The sequence below is a fragment of the Ruegeria sp. HKCCD7559 genome, assembly GCF_013110575.1.
Classification (GTDB): domain Bacteria; phylum Pseudomonadota; class Alphaproteobacteria; order Rhodobacterales; family Rhodobacteraceae; genus Ruegeria.
The window spans coordinates 376,531-401,455 of record NZ_WVQU01000002.1 but is presented as its reverse complement, the minus strand read 5'-3'; the positions used below and the strand labels follow the sequence as shown (position 1 = coordinate 401,455).

General features: G+C 59.9%; 21 protein-coding genes. 13 read left to right on the top strand and 8 right to left on the bottom strand.

Annotated elements, in window-relative coordinates; genetic code table 11:
- Positions 1–185: 185 nt before the first annotated feature.
- The 9 genes from GS605_RS21250 (at position 186) to GS605_RS10010 (ending at position 8,024) form a co-directional block, all read left to right on the top strand.
- On the top strand, positions 186–1,217 hold the full coding sequence (locus GS605_RS21250; RefSeq protein WP_171723883.1) for a sterol desaturase family protein: 1,032 nt from the start codon (positions 186–188) through the stop codon (positions 1,215–1,217).
- A gap of 168 nt (positions 1,218–1,385) precedes the next feature.
- Positions 1,386–2,201 carry a PaaX family transcriptional regulator C-terminal domain-containing protein gene (locus GS605_RS10045; protein WP_171723882.1) on the top strand — a complete coding sequence of 272 codons (816 nt, stop codon included), beginning with the start codon at positions 1,386–1,388 and terminating at the stop codon, positions 2,199–2,201.
- Between the two features lie 234 nt (positions 2,202–2,435).
- Complete coding sequence (gene pcaF / locus GS605_RS10040; protein WP_171637091.1) at positions 2,436–3,638, top strand: 3-oxoadipyl-CoA thiolase; 1,203 nt, start codon at positions 2,436–2,438, stop codon at positions 3,636–3,638.
- A 15-nt stretch (positions 3,639–3,653) separates the two neighbouring features.
- The gene (paaA, locus tag GS605_RS10035) at positions 3,654–4,631 is read left to right on the top strand and encodes a 1,2-phenylacetyl-CoA epoxidase subunit PaaA (RefSeq protein ID WP_171118422.1); all 978 of its coding nucleotides are present in this window, start codon (positions 3,654–3,656) and stop codon (positions 4,629–4,631) included.
- Positions 4,632–4,654: 23 nt separating this feature from the next.
- Positions 4,655–4,939, top strand: a complete 285-nt coding sequence (paaB, locus tag GS605_RS10030) for a 1,2-phenylacetyl-CoA epoxidase subunit PaaB (RefSeq protein ID WP_171118424.1) — start codon at positions 4,655–4,657, stop codon at positions 4,937–4,939.
- Entirely contained in the window at positions 4,939–5,697 is a 759-nt protein-coding gene (paaC, locus tag GS605_RS10025; protein WP_171723881.1) for a 1,2-phenylacetyl-CoA epoxidase subunit PaaC, read from the top strand. Before paaB ends, paaC begins: the two co-directional genes overlap by 1 nt.
- A 6-nt stretch (positions 5,698–5,703) precedes the next feature.
- Positions 5,704–6,162 (top strand): 1,2-phenylacetyl-CoA epoxidase subunit PaaD, encoded by a 459-nt coding sequence (gene paaD, locus GS605_RS10020; RefSeq protein WP_171118426.1) that lies wholly within the window; start codon positions 5,704–5,706, stop codon positions 6,160–6,162.
- A 13-nt stretch (positions 6,163–6,175) separates the two neighbouring features.
- Complete coding sequence (paaE, locus tag GS605_RS10015) at positions 6,176–7,249, top strand: 1,2-phenylacetyl-CoA epoxidase subunit PaaE (RefSeq protein WP_171723880.1); 1,074 nt, start codon at positions 6,176–6,178, stop codon at positions 7,247–7,249.
- A 13-nt stretch (positions 7,250–7,262) separates the two neighbouring features.
- Positions 7,263–8,024, top strand: coding sequence for a Phenylacetic acid catabolic protein (locus tag GS605_RS10010; RefSeq protein ID WP_171723879.1), 762 nt, complete (start codon positions 7,263–7,265; stop codon positions 8,022–8,024).
- Positions 8,025–8,278: 254 nt separating this feature from the next.
- Here the strand turns inward: GS605_RS10010 and GS605_RS10005 are convergent, their stop codons facing one another.
- Positions 8,279–9,370: a zinc ABC transporter substrate-binding protein gene (locus GS605_RS10005; RefSeq protein WP_171723878.1), complete on the bottom strand. Its 1,092-nt coding sequence runs from the start codon at positions 9,368–9,370 to the stop codon at positions 8,279–8,281.
- 57 nt (positions 9,371–9,427) lie between these two features.
- Here GS605_RS10005 and GS605_RS10000 point away from each other — a divergent pair, with 57 nt between their 5' ends.
- From GS605_RS10000 to GS605_RS09990, 3 genes are read left to right on the top strand one after another with little or no spacing between them, the layout of a single operon-like run.
- Positions 9,428–9,940 carry a Fur family transcriptional regulator gene (locus tag GS605_RS10000; protein ID WP_171119062.1) on the top strand — a complete coding sequence of 171 codons (513 nt, stop codon included), beginning with the start codon at positions 9,428–9,430 and terminating at the stop codon, positions 9,938–9,940.
- A 2-nt stretch (positions 9,941–9,942) separates the two neighbouring features.
- Positions 9,943–10,683: a metal ABC transporter ATP-binding protein gene (locus GS605_RS09995; RefSeq protein ID WP_171723877.1), complete on the top strand. Its 741-nt coding sequence runs from the start codon at positions 9,943–9,945 to the stop codon at positions 10,681–10,683.
- Entirely contained in the window at positions 10,683–11,480 is a 798-nt protein-coding gene (locus GS605_RS09990; protein ID WP_171637225.1) for a metal ABC transporter permease, read from the top strand. The genes GS605_RS09995 and GS605_RS09990 overlap by 1 nt, the downstream gene beginning before the upstream one ends.
- A gap of 124 nt (positions 11,481–11,604) precedes the next feature.
- On the opposite strand, the gene GS605_RS09985 is transcribed toward GS605_RS09990, so the two are convergent.
- From GS605_RS09985 to xdhA, 7 genes are all read right to left on the bottom strand, one after another.
- Positions 11,605–12,678, bottom strand: a complete 1,074-nt coding sequence (locus tag GS605_RS09985) for a BMP family ABC transporter substrate-binding protein (RefSeq protein WP_171637080.1) — start codon at positions 12,676–12,678, stop codon at positions 11,605–11,607.
- 31 nt (positions 12,679–12,709) lie between these two features.
- Positions 12,710–13,630 (bottom strand): ABC transporter permease, encoded by a 921-nt coding sequence (locus GS605_RS09980; protein ID WP_171232333.1) that lies wholly within the window; start codon positions 13,628–13,630, stop codon positions 12,710–12,712.
- Positions 13,631–13,633: 3 nt separating this feature from the next.
- Positions 13,634–14,716, bottom strand: coding sequence for an ABC transporter permease (locus GS605_RS09975; RefSeq protein ID WP_171637078.1), 1,083 nt, complete (start codon positions 14,714–14,716; stop codon positions 13,634–13,636).
- 63 nt (positions 14,717–14,779) lie between these two features.
- The gene (locus GS605_RS09970) at positions 14,780–16,297 is read right to left on the bottom strand and encodes an ABC transporter ATP-binding protein (protein ID WP_171723876.1); all 1,518 of its coding nucleotides are present in this window, start codon (positions 16,295–16,297) and stop codon (positions 14,780–14,782) included.
- Positions 16,294–17,229: a xanthine dehydrogenase accessory protein XdhC gene (gene xdhC, locus GS605_RS09965; RefSeq protein WP_171723875.1), complete on the bottom strand. Its 936-nt coding sequence runs from the start codon at positions 17,227–17,229 to the stop codon at positions 16,294–16,296. The genes GS605_RS09970 and xdhC overlap by 4 nt, the downstream gene beginning before the upstream one ends.
- Positions 17,229–19,631: a xanthine dehydrogenase molybdopterin binding subunit gene (gene xdhB, locus GS605_RS09960; protein WP_171723874.1), complete on the bottom strand. Its 2,403-nt coding sequence runs from the start codon at positions 19,629–19,631 to the stop codon at positions 17,229–17,231. Before xdhB ends, xdhC begins: the two co-directional genes overlap by 1 nt.
- Positions 19,628–20,989 carry a xanthine dehydrogenase small subunit gene (gene xdhA, locus GS605_RS09955; RefSeq protein ID WP_171723873.1) on the bottom strand — a complete coding sequence of 454 codons (1,362 nt, stop codon included), beginning with the start codon at positions 20,987–20,989 and terminating at the stop codon, positions 19,628–19,630. The genes xdhB and xdhA overlap by 4 nt, the downstream gene beginning before the upstream one ends.
- A 344-nt stretch (positions 20,990–21,333) precedes the next feature.
- Here xdhA and dnaE point away from each other — a divergent pair, with 344 nt between their 5' ends.
- Positions 21,334–24,834 (top strand): DNA polymerase III subunit alpha, encoded by a 3,501-nt coding sequence (dnaE, locus tag GS605_RS09950; protein WP_171723872.1) that lies wholly within the window; start codon positions 21,334–21,336, stop codon positions 24,832–24,834.
- Positions 24,835–24,925 lie beyond the last annotated feature (91 nt).

Below are 24,925 nucleotides of genomic sequence, written 5' to 3'. Positions count from 1 at the left end.
CTGGCCGTTTTTCGTGCCCCCAAGAAACCAGATCGGCGGGGCAGGTCGCGCAAGGCGCTCGGTAACCACCGCCCGTTCCACGAATAGGTCACATCATGTATCGTCGGCCGTCCCGCAAATATCCTTACGAGCCGCCTCCGGCTTGGTCCTGAAAAAGGTGACTTTATTCAGGAAAGGACAATCACGTGACGATTCAAGACGCGAACCCTCAGGACACCACCAACGCACAGCCCGAGCCCGGCCCCATGAGCCGCGAATGGCATTGGCACCCGGACTTGCCGGTGAAATACGCCCCGTACTGGAACTGGCCGCCGAAAATCGGCGTCCTGGCGAAATGGGTTTGGCAGAACTGGCTTCAGTTCTCGGACCGCTCGATCTTTCTGGCCTTGGCCTTCCTTGTGGCCTTCTGGGTACAGCCCGTCGATGCCGGGCAGGCTTCGTTTGCCCCGGGCTGGATGTCATGGGTGTTCATTCGGAACTGGGTGCTGCTGTTGATCGTCGCCGGTGGTCTGCACATGTGGTTCTACGGGGTCGACGGGCAGGGAAAGCTGCTGAAATACGACCCACGGCCTTACATGAAGCGCAAGAATGCTTTGTATAAGTTCGGCTATCAGACCTGGGACAACATCTACCATTCGATGGTCTTTGGCGCGACGTTCCTGTCGATGCTGGAGTGTTTTCTGCGCTGGATGTACGCCAACAATTATATCGCCACGCTCAGCTTCACGGCGCATCCGGTCTGGTTCGTGCTGCTGTTTCCGATCCTGGCGATCTGGCAGAGCTTTCATTTCTACGTCGTGCATCTGTTTCTGCACCAGCCATTCATCTACAGACATGTTCACGCCGTACATCACCGCAACGTCAACACCGGCCCATGGTCGGGCATGTCGATGCATCCGGTCGAGGCCTTGGGGTATCTCAGTGCCATCCTGATCGTGCTGGTACTGCCCAGCAACCCGGTGCACATGATCTTTCTGGGGTATTGGCTGATGTTGGGCGCCGCCTCGTCTCATTCCGGGTACGAGGCGATCTGGGCGCGAGACCGTCAGGCGTTGTTGATCGGGGCGTTTTTCCACCAGTTGCATCACCGGTATTACGAATGCAATTACGGCAACGCAGAAATGCCCTGGGACAAGTGGTTCGGAACCTATCATGATGGCTCGGACGAGGCCACGAAACGGACTCGCAACCGCAAACGTGACATGCATTCCAAATAGAGCGGCACGCAACGCGGGCCGCGCGCAGCTGGCGCTGCCTCGGCCGATCATTTGTCTTGCCCGATAACGCTTGACTGAACCGATCCCGTTGCCGAAATCCTGGCCCTGTACGAAACCGGGCGCGCGGGGCCGGATGGCAATTCCCTCGGGCCTGATTATACTGTCCAAATGAAAGATATCGCTCCAGATTGGTTTGAAACCTGTGTCAGCCGGCTGACCACGACAAGCACCCAGCGTGTGTGGTCTGTTCTGGTCACGATTTTCGGCGATCTGGCGCAGGATGGATCAGATCAGATCAGTGGATCACTCATCACGGCGCTTACGCGTCTGGCGGGGATCAGGGCCGAGGCCACGCGTGTTGCCCTGCATCGGTTGCGCAAGGAAGGCTGGATTGAAAGCACGCGGGTCGGTCGGAACAGTGTGCACAGGCTGACCAGCTTTGGCCGCCGTCAAAGCGTTGCAGCCGCACCGCGTATCTATTCCCGCGACCCGAACATGCCGGATATCTGGCATGTCCTCATCGCTAGCAACTCGGAAAGTTCCCGAAAGGAATTGTCGGACCTGATGCTGACAGGGGATTACTTCTCGCTGAATGCGTCCACGGCCATGGCGCCCGGGCCGATGCCGGATGATCTTGAGGAGCTTCTGGGTTTCGAGAGCGACACGATGTCCGTCCCGAACTGGCTTCGCGACCTGTGCGGGCCGGAGCCGCTGAAAACTGCCTATGATCAGTTCTGGGATGCCATTCAGGTTGTCGAGCGGCTTTTGCCCGCAGAGGGGGCGGGCGATCCAATGCGGTCGGCGGTTCTGCGCGTACTGGTGGTGCATGCCTGGCGACGTATCGTTCTGCGCCACCCAAGCCTGCCACCGGTTTTCCTGCCGGACGACTGGAAAGGCGCCGCATGCAGAGAAGCTGTCTCGCACTTGTTGGACAGGCTGCCGCGCCCCTCGCTATCGAGCTTGGAAGCCGAGCTGATGGACTGACCCACAGCGGGGCAAAGTTCGGGTGAGCTGCTGGATGTCCTGCCATTGTTAAGAAGGGCTGCGTCGTCTTTTTTGCAGTCAAGAAAACCTCTTTGGTCAGTAGTCACATTTAATGTTACAAGATGTACGGCACATAAGAAGATTGAGTAACATAAGACTTGCATCGAATCAGGGGAAGATTTATTAACCGACCAGACGGTAGATATTGTTCCATGGGAACAGGAGTACTCTAAGATGGACGCTTTCATTTGTGACGCGACGCGCACTCCGATCGGACGCTACGGAGGAGCGCTTTCGACGGTCCGCACAGATGATCTGGCTGCTTTGCCGTTGGCGGCATTGAAGGCGCGCAACCCTCAGGTCGACTGGGCCAGTGTTGACGACGTGATCTATGGCGATGCCAATCAGGCGGGCGAGAGCAACCGAAACGTTGCGCGTATGGCGGCGCTGTTGGCGGGTTTGCCGATTGATGTGCCGGGAACGACGGTGAACCGTCTGTGTGCCAGTGGCATGGATGCCGTGGGAATGGCGGCGCGCGGCATCAAGGCGGGCGACTATGATTTGGCCATTGCGGGTGGCGTGGAAAGCATGTCCCGTGCGCCGTTCGTGATGCCCAAGGCGAGTTCGGCGTTCACCCGCAGCAACGCGGTGTACGATACCACGATCGGATGGCGTTTCGTGAACCCGAAGATGAAGCAGGCATACGGCGTCGACTCCATGCCGCAAACGGCCGACAATGTCGCCGAAGATTATGGTATCAGCCGGGAAGACCAGGATGCCTTTGCCGCGCGCAGCCAGTCCCGCTGGGCCGCCGCGCATGCCGCTGGGGTGTTCAAGGACGAAATCACCCCGGTTTCGGTTCCCCAGCGCAAGGGCGATCCGATTGTCGTTGATACGGACGAGCACCCGCGCCCGGGAACTACGGCAGAAAAACTCGCGGGTCTGAAAGGTGTGAACGGGCCCGACAAAACCGTGACGGCGGGAAATGCGTCCGGTGTGAATGATGGCGCGGCGGCGATCCTGATGGCGAATGAGGCCGCAGCAGCCAAGAACGGCCTGACCCCGATGGCCCGTGTGGTTGGCATGTCGGTTGCGGGTGTTGCACCTCGTGTGATGGGCATCGGCCCGGTGCCGGCCAGCCGCAAGGTGTTGGCCCGCGCAGGGCTGAGCGTGGATCAGATGGACGTGATCGAACTGAACGAGGCGTTTGCGTCTCAGGGCCTTGCCACCTTGCGCGAGCTGGGTCTTCCCGACGACGCGCCCCACGTGAACCCCAACGGTGGCGCAATAGCGCTGGGCCATCCCCTTGGCATGAGCGGTGCGCGTCTTGTGCTGACCGCGGCTTATCAATTGAAACGTACCGGCGGGCGCTATGCCCTGTGCACCATGTGTGTGGGTGTCGGGCAGGGTGCGGCCCTTATACTTGAACGCGTGTAACGGAGGAGACGGGACATGTATGCTCAGATGGTAGAATCCGAAGCGTCGAATGAAGATCCGGACAAGCTTGCTGAATTCCAGGCGCGGATCGACGCGGACATCAAGATCGAGCCAAAGGACTGGATGCCGCACGGGTATCGCAAGACGCTGATCCGTCAGATTGGACAGCACGCTCATTCCGAGATTGTGGGCCAATTGCCGGAAGGCAACTGGATCACGCGCGCGCCGACGCTGGAGCGGAAGGCGATCCTTCTCGCCAAGGTGCAGGACGAGGCCGGGCACGGTCTTTACCTGTATTGTGCCGCCGAAACGTTGGGTGTCAGCCGCGATGAACTGACCGAGATGCTGCTGGATGGCCGCATGAAATATTCGTCGATTTTCAATTACCCGACCTTGAACTGGGCCGATATCGGTGCCGTCGGGTGGCTGGTTGACGGGGCGGCGATCATGAACCAGGTGCCGCTGCAAAGAACGTCCTACGGGCCGTATTCGCGAGCTATGATCCGCATCTGCAAGGAAGAGAGCTTTCACCAGCGTCAGGGTTACGATGCCATTCGCAAGATGGCCGAAGGTACGCCCGAGCAACGCAAGATGGCGCAGGATGCGATGAACCGCTTCTGGTACCCGTCACTGATGATGTTCGGTCCGTCCGACAAGGACTCGGTGCATTCGGCCCAGTCGATGGCGTGGAAGATCAAGATCAACACCAATGACGAGCTGCGCCAGAAATTCGTCGACCAGACCGTGCCGCAGGCTGAATATCTGGGTCTAACAATCCCTGATCCGGATCTGAAGTGGAACGAAGAGCGGGGGCATTACGACTTTACGGAACCCGACTGGTCGGAATTCTTTGACGTGATCAAGGGCAACGGCCCGTGCAACGTGGATCGGCTGGCCGCGCGCAACAAGGCATGGGACGACGGCAAGTGGGTCCGTGACGGGCTGTTGGCCCACGCCCGCAAGAAACAGGCCGGCAATCTGGCTGCTGAATAAGCTTACCCTGAGGAGGATACCCGATGAATACCGAATGGCCCCTGTGGGAAATCTTCATCCGCGGTCAGCATGGGATGAGCCACCGACATGTCGGTTCGCTACATGCCCCTGACGCGGAAATGGCAATCAAGAACGCGCGCGATGTTTACACCCGCCGCAACGAAGGCGTCTCGATCTGGGTGGTCGAAGCCAACAACATCTCGGCTTCGTCGCCCAGCGACAAAGGCCCGCTGTATGAACCAAGCCAAAGCAAAGTGTACCGCCACCCGACTTTCTTCGACATTCCCGATGAAGTGGGGGCAATGTGATGACCCGGGACGAGGCATTTCTGCAATTCCTGCTGCGGATGGGGGACAACACCCTGATCCTCGGCCATCGTGTCAGTGAGTGGTGCGGCCATGCGCCGGTTCTGGAAGAAGACATAGCGCTGGCCAACACCGCGCTGGACCTGATTGGTCAGACCCAGATGTGGCTGGGCCTTGCCGGAGAGGCCGATGGTGGCAAAAGCGCCGACGATCTGGCCTTCCTGCGCGACGCCTGGGATTTCCGCAACGTGTTGCTGGTCGAGGTTCCGAACGGCGATTTCGGCCGTACGCTGATGCGTCAATTCCTGTTCGATGCGTGGCACTCGATCATGCTGGGGCGGCTGATGGCTTCCTCGGACAAGCGGGTCGCGGCAATCGCCGCCAAGGCCAGCAAGGAAGTGACCTACCATCTGGAACGTTCGGGCGACACGGTTGTCGGGCTTGGCGACGGAACCGAGGAAAGTCATGCACGGATGCAGGACGCACTGGATTACCTGTGGCCCTATGTGGGCGAGATGTTTGCCAGCGACGAGGTGGACGCCCAGATGGTCGCCGCAGGGATCGCGCCGAACCCGGCGGATTTGCGAGAGGAATACGACGCTCTGGTTGAGCGGGTCCTCAATCAGGCGACGCTGACCATTCCGGAAAGCCGTTTTGCCCATAAAGGCGGCCGCAACGGGCGCATGCATACCGAACATCTGGGCCATCTGCTGACGCAGATGCAATGGCTGCAACGCGCCTATCCCGGAGCAAAGTGGTAAAAGCGGATGCGGGTCTCGACTGACCAGATATGGAGCTGGCTGGATGCCGTGCCCGATCCCGAAATCCCGGTGATTTCCGTCGTGGATTTGGGCATTGTGCGCGATGTGCGCTGGGACGCTGATACGCTGGTCGTAACCGTCACGCCAACGTATTCCGGTTGCCCGGCGACATCCATCATCAGTATGGATATCGAAACCGCCCTGCGCGATCACGGCATCGGGGATCTGCGCATAGAAACCAGCATTTCACCCGCCTGGACCACCGATTGGCTCAGCGAAAAAGGCCGCGCCAAGCTAGAAGATTATGGAATTGCGCCGCCGCAACCCGCGGGCGGCCCGGATCGCTGCCCCCATTGCGGCAGTAAAGCAGTCGAAAAGGTCAGCCAGTTCGGCTCGACCCCGTGCAAGGCCCATTGGCGCTGCGCGGACTGTCTGGAACCCTTTGACTATTTCAAGTGCATCTGAGGAGGAGCACCGGATGGCACGTTTTCACGACTTGAAAGTCACCGACATCCACAAAACCATCCGCGATGCGGTTGTCGTTACGCTTGAACCTGTTAACGGCGCAGCGGAACAGTTCGACTTCGCCGCCGGCCAGTACCTGACGTTCCGGCGCGAATTCGACGGTGAAGAACTGCGCCGCTCCTACTCCATCTGTGCCGGCAAGGATGACGGTGTTCTTCAGGTTGGCATAAAACGCGTCGAGGGTGGCGCGTTCTCAAGCTGGGCAAATGAAGAGCTCAACATAGGTGACGTCGTGCAGGCAATGCCGCCCATGGGCAATTTTCACGTGCCCATCGATGCGGATGCGGAAAAACAATACGTTGGCTTCGCCGGCGGATCGGGGATCACGCCTGTTTTGTCGATCCTCAAAACCACGTTGGCACGCGAACCCAAATCCCGATTTACGCTGATCTATGCCAACAAGGGCATCAACACGATCATGTTCCGCGAGGAACTGGAGGATCTGAAAAACCTCTATATGGGCCGGCTGAACGTCATCCACATTCTGGAAACCGACGCGCAGGAGATTGATCTGTTCACCGGTCTGGTGACGCAGGAAAAATGCCGCGAGCTGTTCAAGCACTGGATCGATGTCAAGAATGCAGACACCGCATTCATCTGCGGACCAGAGCCGATGATGCTGGGTATTGCCGCCGCTCTGCGGGAACACGGTCTTGATGACAGCCAGATCAAGTTCGAACTCTTCGCCAGCGCCCAGCCGGGTCGGGCCAGACGCAGGGCAGACGCGGCCGACGCAGGCACGCAGGCAAACCAGACCAGTGCTTCGATCACACTGGACGGCGCGACGCAGACCGTCACCTTGCCGAAGGATCAGTCCATTCTGGATGCCGCCCTGGAAAATGCCATGGACGCACCTTACGCCTGCAAGGCCGGGGTCTGTTCAACCTGCCGCTGCCGTGTTCTTGAGGGCGAAGTCGAGATGCTCGCCAACCACGCGCTGGAAGATTACGAGGTCGAAAAAGGTTACGTGCTGAGTTGTCAGGCTTACCCGGTGACCGACCGCGTGGTCGTGGACTACGACCAGTAAAAGGAGAGGATCAATGACCGACGCCATGACACTTGACAGCTATCTGGCCGCAGGCGGAGTGCTGACCAATCCGACCAACGTACCCCCGCGTTACCGCGCCGAGCTGATGAAACTGATGGCTACGTTTGTGGACAGCGAACTCGCAGGTGCCGCAGGCTTTGCTGATGTCATCAACCAGGGCCCCGGCATAAAGGAACGCATCGCGGCGGCGAAGATCGTGCTGGAAAAGACGGACCATGCGGACCGGGTTCTGAAAATCATGGGTGAGTTCGGCGCCGACACGGATCGTTATGCCACGCATCACCCGTGGACTGCCCGGTTGGATCGAAAAGCGGATATCGGCGCAACCCGCAGCGAACATGACATGCGGCTTGCGGTGTTCAATTATCCGATTTCCGGTTGGACTGATGCCGTCGTCATGAACCTGCTGATGAGCCGTGCCGTGGCAGAGCAACTGGCCGAGTTCTCGACGGTCTCTTACCAGCCACTGGCCGAGGCTTTCCGGCATATCGCACCGATCGAGGCACATCACGGCGAACTGGCGTTGGAAGGCGCCGTGAAGCTGGTTGAAAACGGAGAGTCGCAAGACATGCAAGACGCAGCGGACTATTGGTGGCCACGCGTAGCGGTGTCTTTCGGGAAGGATGACCCGAAACGATTTGAGCATCTGAGATCACTTGGCCTGCGCCACAGCACCAACGCTGCCCTACGGGAACGGTGGACGCGGGCCGCGGAGGCAGCCCTGAAAAGGTTGGGTTTGAAATCACCTTCCTGAAAGAACTTCTCAAGGCGCGAGACCAATCAGTTTCCGAGGCGATCCGACAAGCACGTTGGTGATTGCGACGTGTTCCTGAAGGTTTGTTTGGTTGCAACACGCTTGGTCGGAGAGGCGGCAGTGCCCGGTTTCCTTGGCACCGCCGTTGAGCATGAAGAGGTTGCCGTTTTTTTCGGTCGCCGAGTTGATCCGCCCCGTCTCCTGAAAGGTTGAACCCGGCCATTTTCTCAACCTGAGCCGGGTTTGCAACAGGGCTAGAGACACTCGGCCAAGGTTCTCGCCATGTTAAGAATGACTTGCGGGTAGAGATCGGCTCCGGGTTCCAGATCAGAGCCCAGCGGATCGATTACGCCCGTTTTGGCCTCGGTCCCGTCCAGCACGGTTTTGACGATGCCGGGGTTGAACTGCGGCTCGGCGAGAACGCATTTGATACCTTCTTCGCGGATACGGCTTTGAATCTCGGCGATACGAGCCGGGCTCGGGTCCGCGGCGTCGGCGATGGAAATCGCACCTGCGGCCGGAAAGTCAAATGCATCCTCGAAATACTGGTAGGCGTCGTGGAATACGACGAAGCTTCCTCCGCGAACCGGTCCAAGCGTCTCGGCCACTTGTTCAGACAGCGCGGCCATTTCAGCGCGCGCGGCTGTGGCATTGGAAAAATATGCACCAGCATTGTCCGGGTCGGCAGACGACAGCTGCGCGGCGATCAGGTTCAGCCAGGTTTCTGCATTCGTCGGTGAAAGCCACGCATGTGGGTCGTGCGCGCCATGCGCGTGATCATGATGCTCATCGTGCTTTTCGTGATCTGCATGTTCTTCGTGACCGTGATCATCATCCTTGGCGTGGTCGTCGTGATCATGCTCGTGGTCATCATCCTTTGCATGGTCGTCGTGACCATGTTCATGATCATCGTGATCGTGCCCGTCGTCTTCGATGTGCTCATCATCATGATCATGTTCGTCTTCGCTGCCATGATCGTGTGCCTCGAAAACAGCGCTTTCGCGGAACTCCAGAAGAACCGTACCATCCGCGTCAAGAAGGGACGTGACCGTCGCACTGTCGGCAAGGGTTTCGATGGCACTTTCCATCCAAGGTGTTAGGTCTTCTCCTAACCAGAACACCAGATCGGCATCCTGCAATGCGGCCGCCTCGGACGGGCGCAGGTTGTATTCATGGGGCGAGGCACCGGGTGCGACGATCAGGGCCGGTGTTCCGACGCCGTCCATAACCCGGGAAACGAGCGAGTGGATCGGTGCGATATCGACCGCGACGTTCGGAACGTCCGCGATGGCCGTTCCTCCCATCAATGCAACCGTGATCGAAACTGGAAGAAGCTTTCTGGACATCAGACCCTCTGTGTGATTTTATAACGTTACGAGTGGCAATACATGATATGAAATAACATGACAAGCGATACGAACCCTGTCTCTGTCGATGAGGCGGCCCCGGTCGGGTTTCAGGAACATGACCATCAGAGTTGCGTCAAAACTGCGTTGGTATCCGCCGAGGCGCGCTGCAAGGGCGAGGGGCTGCGCCTGACGCCGGTTCGCCGCAAGGTCTTGGAAATGCTGCTGCAAGAGCATCGGGCCCTTGGTGCCTATGCAATTCTTGACCGCCTGCGAGAGGAAGGGTTCGGGTCTCAACCTCCGGTCGCCTATCGGGCGCTTGATTTCCTTGTTCAAAACGGGTTCGTTCACAAGATCGAGCGGCTGAATGCATTTGTTGCCTGCTCTCATCCCGGCGCGTCGCATTCGCCGGCATTCATGATTTGCAGAAAATGCGATGCTGTTGCCGAGGCGCAGTCTACGCCGGCCAAAGGTGTTCTGGGTGCCGCTGCGCGCGCAGCGGGTTTCGAGATCGAGCGAACGGTTGTAGAAGCCGAGGGACTTTGCCCCGACTGCACCGAAAAGGCCTGAAAATGACGCTCGTCTCAGTCGAGAATCTCAGTGTTCGCTATGGTTCAAACACTGTTCTCAGCCATGTGGACATGGCTGTCGAACCCGGCGAGATCGTCACCATCGTCGGGCCGAACGGGTCGGGCAAAACCAGCCTGTTGCGCGCCATCATCGGTGCGACCAGGCCAAGTGCCGGGCATGTATCGCTGAAACCCGGATTGAAGATCGGGTACGTGCCGCAGAAACTGCACGTGGATCCCACGTTGCCAATCTCGGTCGAGAGATTCATGCGACTGACCGACCGTGTCTCCGGCCGTCAGTGCGTCGAGGCATTGGAAAAAGCGGGCGTCCCGGATCTGTTGAAACGTCAGATGTCGCAACTGTCCGGCGGGCAGTTTCAGCGTGTGTTGCTGGCGCGGGCGTTGATCAACCAGCCTGACCTCCTGCTGCTGGATGAGGCAACCCAGGGGCTGGACCAGCGCGGATCGGCGAGTTTCTATCAGCAGATTGAGGCCGTGCGCCGCGAAACCGGATGTGCAATCCTGATGATCAGTCACGAATTGCACGTGGTCATGAGCGCCTCGGACCGGGTGATTTGTCTGAACGGCCATGTGTGCTGTGAAGGATCGCCGGCGGTGGTCGCTTCGGCACCCGAATACCGGGCTTTGTTCGGAACGGGAACAGGCGGTGCGCTTGCCCTGTACCGGCACGAGCATGATCACCACCACGACCATGATGCAGATCCTCAGGAAGCGGCGGAATGATGCTTGACGATTTCATGATGCGTGCAACGCTTGCAGGTATTGGCGTTGCGTTTGCGGCGGCACCTCTTGGATGTTTCGTAGTGTGGCGCCGCATGGCGTATTTCGGTGATGCAACCGCACATGCCGCGATTCTGGGCGTGGCCCTGTCACTGACCTTTCAGATGTCGATCTTCACCGGTGCGCTGGCTGTTGCGTTGATTATGGCGCTGACGGTCACTTTGTTGGCGGGTCGTGGCTATGCGATGGACACGCTGCTGGGGGTTATGGCGCATTCCGCCTTGGCTTTCGGTCTGGTCGCCGTTTCGTTTTTGTCCGGCGTCCGCATTGATTTGATGGCATATCTGTTCGGCGATATTCTTGCGGTATCCCGTTCGGATCTGCTTGTGATCTGGGGCGGCGCGGCGCTTGTCGTGGCGCTGATTGCCTGGCGATGGGCTCAGCTTTTGACGGCCACATTGAATGAGGAACTGGCCTATGCCAGTGGGTTCGACCCGAGGCGGGAACAGTTGATTCTGACTCTGTCTCTGGCGGTAACCGTGGCTGTTGCGATCAAGGTCGTGGGGGTATTGCTGATTGCGGCGATGCTGATCATTCCCGCGGGAGCGGCACGAAATCTGGCCCGATCGCCCGAATCAATGGCGTTGATAGCGGCAGCAATAGGCGCGATTTCCTCGGTTGCGGGGTTACGGGCAGCTTATGTGTTCGATACTCCGGCGGGGCCATCGATTGTCTGCGTCGCCGCAGTCTTGTTTGCCTGTCTCAGCGTGGTGGGGTGGCGAAGGCAGGGCAGGGCGTGATGGATCTGAGCTCGATTGCGCTGACGAGGTAAACTCATTCGTTGTTCGGCACTTCAGGTGCGCACAGCACAAAAAAGGGCCCGCACACGGATTGCGGGCCCTTTCCGTTCCTTAACGATACAGCTTACTGCGGAATTTCGCCTTCCAGCCCTTCGACATAGAAGTTCATGCCTGCCAGCGTGCCGTCGTCAGCGGTTTCGCCTTCAGCCAGCCAGTCGCTGCCGTCCTGCTTCTTCAGCGGACCGGTGAACGCGTGATAGCTGCCATCTGCAAGCGCCGCCTTCAGGGCCAGCGCCTCTTCCTTGACATCTGCGGGAACCGCGTCCGAAATCTCACCGATTTCAACCATTCCTGCTCCGATACCGTCCCAGGTGTTGGAAGACGTCCAGGTCCCGTCCATTACCGCTTTTGTCCGCGCGATGTAATAGGGGGCCCAGTTGTCGATGATCGATGACACACGCGGAAGCGGTGCGTACTCGCTCATGTCCGACGCCTGACCGAAGGTGATCACATTGCCGGCTTCTTGCGCTGCTGCCTGCGGCGCTGTCGAATCGGTGTGTTGCAGGATTACGTCCGCGCCCTGTTCGATCAAAACAGTGGCGGCGTCAGCTTCTTTCGCCGGGTCGAACCATGTGTAGGCCCAGACGATCTTGAACTCGACATCCGGGTTCACCTTCTTGGCGTGGATATAGGCCGAGTTGATGCCGCGGATCACCTCGGGGATCGGGTAGGAGCCGATATAGCCGATGATGTTCGACTTGGTCATTTTACCGGCGATGTGGCCCTGAACCGCGCGACCTTCGTAGAAACGGGCCGAGTAGACCGAGACGTTGTCGGCGGTTTTATAGCCGGTTGCGTGCTCGAACTTCACGTCCGGGAATTTCTTGGCCACGTTGATGGTCGGGTCCATGTAGCCAAACGAGGTGGTAAAGATCAGATCCGCGCCTTCCAGCGCCATCTGGGTCATCACACGCTCGGCATCCGGGCCTTCGGGAACGGATTCAACGAATACGGTTTCAACCTTGTCGCCGAACTCTTTTTCAACGGCCTGCCGGCCCTTGTCATGTTCATAGGTCCAGCCGCCATCGCCGACCGGGCCGACATAGACGAAACCGACCTTGGTCTTGTCTTCGGCCATGGCCCCCGAGGCCAGACCCAGCGCCATGGCGGCGCTCGTCAGAAGTGCAGTGAATTTCATGTGTTACTCCCCAAGTTGGTACTGTTGGCCCCTAGTGTGAGGCATGGAAGGTCCGGCCCAGCGAGGCAGGTGCGCTGCTCTTGTCGGCCGAAAGGATCACAAGCACAAGGATCGTGATGATATAGGGCGACATTGCCAGATACTCGACGGGAATGGCAACGCCTGCCGCCTGCAAATTAAGCTGCAACACGGTAATGCCGCCGAACAAATAGGCACCCAGCAGGACACGCCACGGCTTCCAGCTTGCAAAGACAACAAGGGCCAATGCGATCCAGCCGACACCGGCGGTCATGCCCTCGGTCCACTGCGGCACGCGGATCAGGCTGATATAGGCCCCGCCCAGACCAGCGCAGGCGCCGCCAAACATGATGGCCAGAATGCGGATCTTGATCACCTTGTAGCCCAGCGCATGCGCGGCATCGTGGTTTTCACCGACTGCCCGCAGGATCAGGCCAAGACGGGTGTATTTCAGCACCGCCCAGACGGCCGCCGTGATTGCGATGCCCACGTACAGGATCGGGTCATGTTGAAACAGGATCGGACCGACAACCGGAATATCGCTGATCAGCGGAATATGGATGTCGCCCATACTGGGGGGTTTGATCCCCACATAGCTTTGCCCCATCAACGCGCTGAACCCCAGACCAAACAGGGTCAGTGCCAGACCACTGGCCACCTGATTGGCCAGCGCAAACTGCGTGAGCAAGACGAACAGCAGCGATAGAACAGCGCCGCCGATCGCAGCAGCAACAAAGCCCAGCCAGGGCGAGCCGGTCTCGACCGAAATCGCGAAGCCACTGATCGCACCGACAATCATCATGCCTTCGACGCCGAGGTTCAGAACGCCTGCTTTCTCAACGACCAGCTCTCCGATCGCGGCAAGCAGCAAGGGGGTCGCGGCCACCATCAGTGAAGCGACCAGAAGTACGGGATTGATTTCACCAAGGTCCATGGGTCACGCCACCTCGTTACGGGCCGCACGGATGCGGTAGTTGGTCAATAGGTCGAAGGCCAGCAGGAAGAACAGCAGCATGCCCTGGAACACCTGAATGGCAGCGGCAGGCAGGCCCAGCTGAGACTGCGCGATTTCACCACCGATATAGGTCAGCGCCATCAGTCCACCGGCCAGCAGAATGCCCACAGGGTGCAGACGGCCCAAAAAGGCCACGATGATAGCAGTGAAACCGTAGCCCACGTTGAAATCGATGCTGACCACGCCTGAAGGGCCGGAAACCTCGAACATGCCTGCAAGTCCTGCAAGCGCGCCGGACAAACCCAGACAGAACAGGATCAACCGGGCCGGGTTCACACCCGCAAATTTCGCGGCGCGCGGTGCTTCGCCGGTCAGGCGGATGTGAAAGCCCAGCATGTGCCGGTTCAGCAGGACATAGGCAAAGATCACTGCGATCAACGCGGTCACAACACCCCAGTGCATGCCGGATCCAGCGATCAGTTCTGCATTGTGCGCACTGTCATAGGATTGCAGATTGCGGGACCCCGGAAAGCCGAACCCTTCGGGGTTCTTCAGCAAACCCAGAGAAACCGAGGCCAGCATCTGCTCGGCCACATAGACCAGCATCAACGAGACGAGAATTTCGTTGGTGCCGAAACGCACCTTCAGGAAGGCGGGGATCATCGCCCACAACCAGCCGCCGAAGGCGCCGGCAATCACCATGATCGGAAAGATATAGAAGGCGTCCAAAGGGTAAAAGGCCAGCCCGGCACCCGCCCCGAAGATGGCGCCCATGATATACTGTCCCTCGGCCCCGATGTTCCAGATGCCTGCACGAAAGCCCAGCGACAGACCGATGGCGATAAGCACCAGCGGAGCGCCTTTCACCAGCAGCTGCGGGCGGTAATAAAAGGCGAATTCACCAAAAAGAGGTTCCCAGAAGATGGTGCCGATGGCCTCAACCGGATTCTTGCCCAGTATGGCGAACAGTACTCCGCCAAAAAACATCGTCGCCAAAACTGCAATCAACGGCGTCGCATAAGACCAGACCCTGGAAGGCTGAGGACGTTTCTCCAGCACAATCATCAGCTCGTTCCCCTGACTTCTTCATCTTTTCTCAAATACTCTCGCCGAAGGCGGCCCAACAGATCACACATGCGCCACCTCCATTCCGTGGGCACCGCCCATCATCAGCCCGATTTCGTCCACTGTCAGTCCGGTTGTCGGACGTGGTGCACTCAGGCGGCCCTCGTTCAGCGCAGCAAAGCTGTCCGAGATTTCCATCAACTCATCCAGATCCTGAGAGATGCAGACAACCGCCGTTCCCTTTGCCGCTAGGTCGAGAATGGCTTGCCGAATGGCCGCCGCCGCTGCGGCATCCACGCCCCAGGTTGGCTGGTTCACCACCAGCACATCCGGGTTTTGCAGCACTTCGCGTCCGATCACGAATTTCTGCAGGTTCCCCCCGGACAAGGACCGCGCCGCGTTGTCCGGGCCGGGTGTCCGGACGTCAAAAATCTCGATGATCTTCTCCGCAAAGCTCTTGGTCTCGGCCCATTTCAGAAAGCCGTTGCTTTCCAGACCCTCTCGAACCGACCCGGTCAACAGGGCGTTTTCGGTCAGGCTCATGTTCGGGGCGGCGGCATGGCCCAGCCGCTCTTCGGGCGCGGTCAACACGCCAAGTTTGCGTCGCGCGGTCGGACCCAGCTTGCCGATCGCCTGACCGTTGAACTTGATCGCGTCGGCAGATGTCAGGATTTCACCGGACAGAACGCCGAGCAATTCATCCTGCCCGTTGCCCGCAACGCCGCCAATGCCCAGAACCTCGCCCTTGCGGACGGTCAAATGCACGTTGCGCAATGCGGTGCCGAATTCTGACGGAGAAGGCACCGACAGCCCGCTGACATCCAGCGTCACTGCGCCAAATTCACGCTCCGAACGTTCCGGGGTTTGCAGGGCCGTTCCCACCATCAGCTCGGCCATGTCGCGGGCCGAGGTCTCAGAGGGGACACACTCGCCCACATTCTTGCCCAGACGCAGGATCGTGGCGTGATCACACAGGGTCCGTATCTCTTCCAGCTTGTGCGAGATATACAGGATCGACGTGCCTTCGGACCGCAACTTGTTCAGCGTCTCGAACAGGATCTCGACCTCCTGCGGGGTCAACACCGAGGTCGGTTCGTCCATGATCAGCAGTTTCGGGTCTTGCAGGAGGCAACGGATAATTTCAACACGCTGGCGTTCCCCGGCGGACAGATCGCCGACAGTGCGGAACGGATCCAGCGGCAGGCCATAGGTTTCGGACACTTCGCGGATGCGCGAGGCCAGATCACCCATGGCCGGCGGATTTTCCATCCCCAAGGCGATGTTCTCGGCCACGTTCAGCGCGTCAAACAGCGAAAAATGCTGGAACACCATCGCAATTCCGTCAGCCCGCGCGGCGCGGGGTTCAGGCGGCGCAAAGGGCTGACCGCGTAACAGCATGGTGCCACTGTCAGGTTTCACCAGCCCATAGATCATCTTGACCAACGTGGATTTCCCGGCCCCGTTTTCCCCCAACAAGGCGTGAACTTCGCCCTCACCGATATCAAAGGACACCTGGTCATTGGCCACGACACCGGGATAGGCTTTGGTCAACCCTTGCAGGCTCAGCAATGGAGTGGTCACGCGCTCAGGTCCTTCTTCAACTCATTCTGCCGGGCCGGGCGCAGCAGTTGCGCTGCGACGCCCACGGCGATCATCTGCGGGTGTTTGCCCAGCGACGGGTCACCAATCGGGCAGGTAATCCGGCTTATCCGGTCGGGCGGATGCCCAAGAGCCGCCAGCCGCGATCTGAACCGCGCCCATTTGGTAGCCGAGCCGATCAGTCCCGCAAAGCGGAAATCGTGCAAAAGCAGCCTGTTGCACAGTTCTAAATCCAGATTGTGTGAATAAGTCAGCACAAGGTGCTCGGCATTGGGCGGTGCATGTCGCACAAGTTCGGCCGGTTTTGTCGCTGGCAGATCGGTCACGCCTGCAGGAATCACGTCCGGAAAGCGCTCGGGGCCGGTATCGACCCAAGTGATCGCAAGATCGGGCAGGGGGGACAGAACATCCACCAGCGCCCGTCCGACGTGACCTGCGCCCCAGATCCACAGGTTTCGTGCCGGTTTATGCACCGGTTCGATCATCCAGCCGTCGATCAGGCGTGTTTCGGGTGCAATACCCTGACTGCGTGCTGCCGCCAGCACTCGCTTGACCGAAAGAGGCACGGCACCACCGGATGCTGATCGTGCAATGATCGTATCATCCAGCGTTTCAACCTTCTTGAGATCATAGACTTCGCTGAACAACGAGACCGCTCCGCCGCAACATTGGCCCATGTCCGGTCCCAGCGTGTGATGCGTCAGGCGCGTGGCGACTGTTTGCGATCGTGCGGCCTCTGCGGCCTGGTATTCCAGCGTACCACCACCGATGGTTCCGCTTTGCCCGTCCTTCCAGACCAGAATCGCAGCACCCACCTCGCGCGGGGACGACCCTTTGATCCCGGCGATGACCACCCGAACCACTTTCCCGTGGGTTTTGACCGCCTCCCTCAAAGCCTCAAGGTCAAATCCCATCAGGTGCCTCCCTTCATCCTCTGGACCCCGCGCCAAACCTCTTCGGCCGTGGCCGGAGCGTTCAGGGCCGGGTATCTGTCTCCGCAGGCGGCAACCGCGTTCGACAGCGCCAGCCAGGCCGAGATTCCCAGCATGAAAGGCGGCTCGCCCACAGCTTTCGAACGATAGATGGTGTCCTCGCGGTTTTCGCCATCCCAAAGCGTGACGTTGAAGATGTCCGGCCGGTCCGAGCAGGCCGGAATCTTGTAGGTCGAAGGGGCGTGCGTGCGCAGGTTGCCCGTGTCATCCCAGACCAGCTCTTCGGTCGTCAGCCACCCTGCACCCTGTACATAGCCGCCCTCAACCTGACCTATGTCCAAAGCCGGATTCAGCGACGCGCCCGCGTCATGCAGGATATCCGTTCGCAGAATTCGGTTTTCACCGGTCAGAGTGTCCACCGCCACCTCGGTAACGGAAGCGCCGTAGGCAAAGTAAAAGAAAGGGCGACCGCGCCCGGCGATCCGGTCCCACTCGATCTTGGGCGTCTTGTAGAACCCGGTCGCCGACAGGCTGACGCGCCCCTGATAGGCCAGTGCGGCGGCTTCGGCGAAGGTGTAGCGCTCTTCTGAGACCGAGACATGCCCATCCGAGAACGTGACGGTTGATGGATCGGCCTGATGACGTTCCGCAAGATAGGCGGCCATCCGATCACGGATCGTGTCGCATGCGGCCTTCACCGCCATACCGTTCAGGTCACTTCCCGAAGATGCCGCCGTCGCAGACGTGTTCGGTACTTTCGCCGTGTCGGTTGCGGTGATTTTCACCATCTCCAACGGTATGCCAAAGCGCGACGCTGCGACCTGTGCGACCTTCTGGAACAGGCCCTGGCCCATCTCGGTGCCACCGTGATTCAGGTGGACTGATCCGTCCTGATAGACATGCACCAGCGCACCCGCCTGATTGAGGTGGGTCAGCGTGAACGAGATACCAAACTTGACCGGGGAAAAGGCGATGCCCTTTTTGATTACACTGTTCTCGGCATTCCATTTCGCGACAGCGGCCTTGCGCGCGGCATAGTCGCTGGATTTCAGCAACGCCTCGGTCATGCCGTGCAGTTCGAAATCGCTGACCTCCATCCCATAGGGTGTGGTGTTGCCGCCGGCAGGCAGAGGACGCACCGGTGCGTCACCCATTTCAACGGCGCCGCGGCTGGTCAGGTCTTCGTGCGGATCGGGATGCCCCAGTGGTTTTTCTGTCGGTGTGCTCTCGGCCACGGCGTGCGCGGGTGCATAGTAATTCCGGCGGCGCAGTTCGACGGGATCCAAACCCAGCGTATGCGCGGCATGGTCCATGACCCGTTCGATGCCGACCATGCCTTGCGGGCCGCCGAACCCGCGATAGGCGGTGGCAGATTGGGTGTTGGTCTTCAAGCGGTGGCTTTCGATCCGGGCGTTCGGCAAAAGGTAGGCGTTGTCCGAGTGCAGCATCGCCCGGTCGGCCACGGGCAACGACAGGTCCTGCGCCCAGCCGCAGATCGCATAGTGGTGGAATGAGACGCCCTGAATATGGCCATGCTCATCGAACCCGGCCTTGTACGAAATGCGGAAAGCGTGGCGCTTGCCGGTGATGATCATGTCATCGTCACGGTCATAGCGCATCTTGCAGGCCTTGCCGATTGCGCGGGCGGCCACGGCGCAGGCCACTGCCAAAGCGTTGCCCTGACTTTCCTTGCCGCCAAACCCTCCGCCCATGCGGCGGGTCTCGACCCGGACGGCGTGCATCGGAACACCCAGTGCGTCGGCCACCTTGTGCTGAATCTCGGTCGGGTGCTGGGTCGAGGAATGCACCAGCATATCCGCACCTTCATTCGGAACGGCCAGCGCGGCCTGACCTTCCAGATAGAAATGCTCCTGCCCGCCCAATTCGAACGAACCTTCGATCACATGCGGCGCACTGGCAATGGCCGCATCCGCATCACCCTTGGCATAGATGCGTGGACCGTCTTCAAACCGGCTGTCGGCGGCCAAGGCGTCCGCGATCGTCAGGATCGGCGTTTCCTCGGCATAGTCGACCTTGCCCAATCGCGCCGCTTTGCGGGCGGCCAGATGGCTGGTGGCGACAACCAGGAACACGGGCTGGCCTATATAGTGCACCGTGCCGTCCGACAGCAGCGGCTCATCGTGGATCGAGGGCGAGACATCGTTGGCGAAAGGCAGGTCCTCTGCCGTCATAACCATCACGACACCCTCGGCGTTTTTGACAGCCGACAGATCCATTGCGGTGATCTTGCCCTTGGCGATCGGGCTCAGGCCAAAGGCCAGGTGCAGCGTGCCCTTGGGTGTCGGGATGTCATCCACGTACCGCGCCGCGCCCGAAACGTGCAAAGGGGCGGCGTCGTGGGGCAGGGCTTGCGTCACACTCATGCTGACACCTCCAGCACATTGGTGATCTCGCCCTGATCTTCCAGGAAATACCGTTGCAGCATCGCCTTGGCGGTTTCCAGTCGATACAGGGCCGAGGCGCGCATATCCGTGAGTGGCGAAAAGTCGTCGGCAAAGGATGGCAGCGCGGCGTCAACGGTCTTGCGCGTCCACGGTTTGCCGACCAAAGCGGTCTCGACATGGGTTGCCCGTTTCGGGATAGCAGCCATGCCACCATAGGCGATGCGCGCCTGTGTGACGCTGCCCTCCGAAACGGTTATGTTGAAACAGCCGCAGACGGCCGAAATATCCTGATCGAACCGTTTGCTGAGCTTGTAAGCCTTCAGGCGATCTGGCTGGCGCGGGAAGCTGACGGCTTCCACAAACTCGCCCGGAACCCGATCCTGTTTGCCGTAGTCGATGAAGAACTCTTCCAGCGGGATCGACCGCCGCTCGTCGCCCTTGCGCAGATGCAGCGTCGCCCCCAGCGCGATCAGCGCGGGCGGGTTGTCCCCGATGGGCGAACCGTTTGCGATATTGCCGCCCACGGTGGCCGCATGGCGCACTTGCACGCTGGCATAGCGGCGGATCATCTCGGCATAGGACGGATGCAGATCGGCCATCGCCGCGCCCATGCGATTCATGTCGACCATTGCGCCAAAGCGGACTTCTTCACCGCTGAGCGTGATCTTCTTCAAATCATCACAGCGGTTAAGGAAGATCACCGGGTCCAGTTCGCGCAGTTGCTTGGTAACCCAAAGGCCCACATCGGTCGCACCAGCGACCAGTGTCGCATTCGGGTTCTCGGCATATACGGCGGCCAATTCGTCGGATGAGGTTGGCAGTATGCGCGCAGCGGCAATCGTTGCAGGTGGTTTATCTTTGACCCAAACCGGAACGGGCTGTTCCTCGGCCGCTTTCGCCGCGCGAATGATCGGCGCATAGCCGGTGCAGCGGCACAGGTTGCCTGCTAGCAAAGTGTCATGGTCCGTTGCACCGTTCGTGTGCCCGGCCAACATCGACATGACGAAACCGGGTGTGCAGAAGCCGCATTGCGAACCGTGCAGATCAACCATTGCCTGCTGAACCGGGTGCGCTTCGCCATTCGGGCCGCTGGCGCCTTCAACCGTGCGCACCGCTTTGCCGTGCAGCTGCGGCAGAAACAGAATGCACGAGTTCAGGGCCTTGGCGCCTTCGTCATCCGTCACCATCACGGTGCAAGCCCCGCAATCGCCTTCGTTGCAGCCTTCCTTTGTGCCGGTCAGGCCGCGATCTTCGCGCAGCCAATCCAGCAGGGTGGCTGTCGGATCGATATCAGCCAACTCCACTGTCTCTCCGTTCAGAAGAAACGTGATGTTCATTCGAGAAACCCGTCGCCTTACCCGGTTGCGCCCTTGTGGCCCTCCTTCGATGCGACGTAGAAAGAGTGGCGGGCGAATTGCTTGCCATGAGATGTTAGAAACAGCGCGGCTTGTCTGGCAAGAAAAACCGCCTCTGTTATACACCATTAGACGTATACGGCCTGAGACCGCCTTTTCTGATTAATGGGCAGCCACTTGTAAATAAAGCGGTTTTTGATTGCGACGCCCAGTCAATCCCGAAGCACCTTCTGAAAAAGCCGAATAATCAATGGCGATTTTTTTTGCGGCAAACGCAACGCGGTTCAGTCTTTTGCCGCGCAGCCGGCTGGGGTAGCTTGGGCGTCATGAGCAGTTCTCCACGATTCATCCACCTCCGCGTTCACACTGAATATTCCCTTCTGGAAGGCGCCGTGCGGCTGAAAAAGCTGCCGGGCCTGTGCGAGAAGATGGAAATGCCGGCGGTCGCCGTGACGGATACCAATTCGATGTTTTCGGCGCTGGAATTCGCGGTCACCGCAAGCGGCGCCGGGGTACAGCCGATCATGGGGTGCCAGGTCGATCTGACCTATGTCCAGGCCCAGCCGGGCGAGAAGCCGAAGATGCCCGCGCCTCTGGTGCTGCTGGCGCAGTCCGAGACCGGGTACGAAAACCTGATGAAACTCAGCACGTGTCTCTACGTGGACAAGGGCGGGCAACTGCCTCAGGTCACTTTGGAAGAACTGGCCGACCGATCTGAAGGGTTGATCTGCCTGTCCGGTGGACCTGACGGCCCGGTGGGAATGCTGCTGCAACAGGGTCAGCGCCCGGCGGCCGAAGCGTTGGTCGATCGGCTGGCGGCAATGTTCCCCAACCGGTTTTATATCGAGCTTCAGCGCCATCCGGGTGAAGATGGCCAACCCGAGGCCGAGCGCCTGACAGAACGCGGCCATGTCGAGATGGCCTATGCCAAGAACCTGCCGCTGGTCGCCACGAATGACGTCTATTTCCCGACGCCGGACATGTACGAAGCGCATGACGCGCTGATCTGCATATCGGAAGGGGCCTATGTCGACCAGCAGGAAGGCCGCCGTCGTCTGACGGCGCAGCACTACTTCAAGTCACAACAAGAGATGGCGACCCTGTTCGCCGACTTGCCCGAGGCCATCGAAAACACCGTCGAGATCGCCAGACGCTGCGCGTTCATGGCCTATCGACGCGACCCGATCCTGCCGAAATTCGCGGATGACGAGGTGGCCGAGCTGCGGCGCATCGCCAATGAGGGCTTGCAGAAACGTCTGGCCGTGATCCCGCATGCGGTGACGCCCGAGGAATACCAGGAACGTCTGGATTTCGAACTGGGCATCATCGAAAGCATGGGTTTCCCCGGCTACTTTCTGATCGTCGCGGATTTCATCCAATGGGCCAAGGATCACGACATTCCGGTCGGGCCGGGGCGGGGCTCGGGCGCGGGCTCGCTGGTGGCCTATGCGCTGACGATCACCGACCTTGACCCGCTGCGCTACAGCCTGCTGTTCGAACGCTTCCTGAACCCCGAACGGGTCTCGATGCCCGACTTCGACATCGACTTCTGCATGGATCGCCGCGAAGAGGTGATCCGTTACGTGCAGCAGAAATACGGCCGCGACAAAGTGGGTCAGATCATCACCTTCGGCGCGCTCTTGTCCAAGGCCGCAGTGCGCGACATCGGGCGGGTGCTTCAAATGCCATATGGGCAGGTGGACCGCCTGTCCAAGATGATCCCGGTTGAGGGGGTGAAACCTGTTTCCATCGAAAAGGCGCTGAAAGACGAACCCCGCCTGCGCGAGGCCGCGCGCGAGGAAGAGGTAGTCGACCGCCTGCTGACCTATGGCCAGCAGGTCGAGGGGCTGTTGCGGAATGCTTCGACCCACGCGGCAGGCGTGGTGATCGGCGACCGTCCTCTGGATGCGCTGGTGCCGATCTATCAGGACCCGCGTTCGGACATGCCCGCGACCCAGTTCAACATGAAATGGGTGGAACAGGCCGGGCTGGTAAAGTTCGACTTTCTGGGTCTGAAGACCCTGACCGTTATCCAGAACGCGATGGACCTGATTTTCAAATCCGGGCGCCCATTGCACATCGCCGCCGATGGCACTGAACTTTATGAGCCCGCCGAGGGGGCTGAAAACCAGATCAACGCCATCCCGCTGGGTGATGAGGCGACGTACAAGCTTTATTCCGCGGCCAAAACCGTGGCGGTGTTCCAAGTGGAAAGCTCGGGCATGATGGACGCGCTCAAGCGCATGAAGCCCACCTGCATCGAGGATATCGTGGCGCTTGTGGCGCTCTACCGCCCCGGCCCGATGGAAAACATCCCCACCTATTGCGAGGTCAAGAACGGCCAGCGCGAGATCACCTCGGTCCACCCGCTGATCGATCATATCCTGGAAGAAACGCAGGGCATCATCGTCTATCAGGAGCAGGTGATGCAGATCGCGCAGGTCATGGCGGGATACAGCCTTGGCGGCGCCGACCTGCTGCGCCGCGCGATGGGCAAGAAGATCAAAGAGGCGATGGACGCCGAACGTCCGAAATTCGAGGCCGGCGCGGCCAAGAACGGCGTGGACGCCAAGAAGGCCTCCGAGGTGTTCGACCTCTTGGAGAAATTCGCCAACTACGGCTTCAACAAGTCCCACGCGGCGGCCTATGCGGTGGTCAGCTATCAGACCGGCTGGCTCAAGGCGAACCACCCGGTCGAGTTCATGGCCGGGGTCATGAACTGCGATATCCATCTGACCGACAAGCTGGCGGTGTATTTCGAAGAGGTCCGCAAGGGGCTGGGCCTGCCCTACGTGCCGCCCTGCGTGAACCGCTCGCTGGCGACCTTCGACGTGGTGGATGGCCAACTGGTCTATGCGCTGGGCGCGCTGAAAAACGTGGGCGTCGAGGCGATGAATCTGGTGGTGCAGGGCAGGGGAGACAAACCGTTCGTCAACCTCTTTGACTTCGCCCGCCGGGTCGACCTGAAGAAGGTCGGCAAACGTCCGCTGGAAATGCTGGCGCGTGCCGGCGCTTTTGATGAGCTCGACAAGAACCGTCGCCGCGTGTTCGAAAGCCTTGACCGTCTGGTGCAGTATTCGGCGGCGATCCATGAACAGAAAAACTCCAATCAGGTGTCTCTGTTCGGCGAGGCAGGCGACGACCTGCCCGAACCGCGCCTGTCGCCGACGCCGGACTGGCTGCCGGCCGAACGCCTCAGCGAAGAATTCAAGGCCATCGGCTTCTATCTCTCGGGGCATCCGCTGGACGATTACATGCCCGCGCTGAAGCGCAAACAGGTGATGACGCTGGACGAGGTGACGGAAAAGGCCCGGTCTGGTCCGTTCATCGCCAAGATGGCCGGGGTTGTCGCCGGGCGGCAGGAGCGGAAATCGGCCAAGGGCAACCGCTTTGCTTTCGTTCAAATGTCTGATCCCACTGGTGCCTATGAGGTCACGCTGTTTTCGGACACGTTGGAGAAGTGCCGCGAGTTTCTGGAAACCGGCGCGCAGGTGGTTCTGACCGCCGAGGCGACGATGGAAGCCGATCAGCTCAAGCTGCTGGGCCGCTCGGTTGGTCCTGCGGATTCCCTTGTGGCCGAAGCCGGAGCAACCGGGTTGCGCATCTTTGTTGACGAAGCGCAGGTCGTACCAACGGTCGCCAAGGTGCTCGAGGACGCCGCCGGGGCGGCGCGCGGGGCCTCGAAGGGGCCGATCCAGCTCTGCCTGATGGCGCCGGGGCTGCCGGGCGATGTCGAGATGGATCTGGGCCAGGACTTTCCGATCAACCCGCAGATCAAGGGCGCGATCAAGTCGCTGGACGGGGTGCTGTCGGTCGAGGAACTGTAGCAGGAAGACGGGGCTTCGCTTTCAGTCGCCGGGATGGCGGCTTGCGGACACCTCTGGCTGGCCGAAAAATCTTGCAATGCGTGTCTGTCGG

Coding starts and splice junctions, on each gene's coding strand:
- GS605_RS10045 (WP_171723882.1), top strand. CDS start 1,386: ATGAAAGATATCGCTCCAGATTGGTTTGAAACCTGTGTCAGCCGGCTG.
- pcaF (WP_171637091.1), top strand. CDS start 2,436: ATGGACGCTTTCATTTGTGACGCGACGCGCACTCCGATCGGACGCTAC.
- paaA (WP_171118422.1), top strand. CDS start 3,654: ATGTATGCTCAGATGGTAGAATCCGAAGCGTCGAATGAAGATCCGGAC.
- paaB (WP_171118424.1), top strand. CDS start 4,655: ATGAATACCGAATGGCCCCTGTGGGAAATCTTCATCCGCGGTCAGCAT.
- paaC (WP_171723881.1), top strand. CDS start 4,939: ATGACCCGGGACGAGGCATTTCTGCAATTCCTGCTGCGGATGGGGGAC.
- paaD (WP_171118426.1), top strand. CDS start 5,704: ATGCGGGTCTCGACTGACCAGATATGGAGCTGGCTGGATGCCGTGCCC.
- paaE (WP_171723880.1), top strand. CDS start 6,176: ATGGCACGTTTTCACGACTTGAAAGTCACCGACATCCACAAAACCATC.
- GS605_RS10010 (WP_171723879.1), top strand. CDS start 7,263: ATGACCGACGCCATGACACTTGACAGCTATCTGGCCGCAGGCGGAGTG.
- GS605_RS10005 (WP_171723878.1), bottom strand. CDS start 9,370: ATGTCCAGAAAGCTTCTTCCAGTTTCGATCACGGTTGCATTGATGGGA.
- GS605_RS10000 (WP_171119062.1), top strand. CDS start 9,428: ATGACAAGCGATACGAACCCTGTCTCTGTCGATGAGGCGGCCCCGGTC.
- GS605_RS09995 (WP_171723877.1), top strand. CDS start 9,943: ATGACGCTCGTCTCAGTCGAGAATCTCAGTGTTCGCTATGGTTCAAAC.
- GS605_RS09990 (WP_171637225.1), top strand. CDS start 10,683: ATGCTTGACGATTTCATGATGCGTGCAACGCTTGCAGGTATTGGCGTT.
- GS605_RS09985 (WP_171637080.1), bottom strand. CDS start 12,678: ATGAAATTCACTGCACTTCTGACGAGCGCCGCCATGGCGCTGGGTCTG.
- GS605_RS09980 (WP_171232333.1), bottom strand. CDS start 13,630: ATGGACCTTGGTGAAATCAATCCCGTACTTCTGGTCGCTTCACTGATG.
- GS605_RS09975 (WP_171637078.1), bottom strand. CDS start 14,716: ATGATTGTGCTGGAGAAACGTCCTCAGCCTTCCAGGGTCTGGTCTTAT.
- xdhC (WP_171723875.1), bottom strand. CDS start 17,229: ATGGGATTTGACCTTGAGGCTTTGAGGGAGGCGGTCAAAACCCACGGG.
- xdhB (WP_171723874.1), bottom strand. CDS start 19,631: ATGAGTGTGACGCAAGCCCTGCCCCACGACGCCGCCCCTTTGCACGTT.
- xdhA (WP_171723873.1), bottom strand. CDS start 20,989: ATGAACATCACGTTTCTTCTGAACGGAGAGACAGTGGAGTTGGCTGAT.
- dnaE (WP_171723872.1), top strand. CDS start 21,334: ATGAGCAGTTCTCCACGATTCATCCACCTCCGCGTTCACACTGAATAT.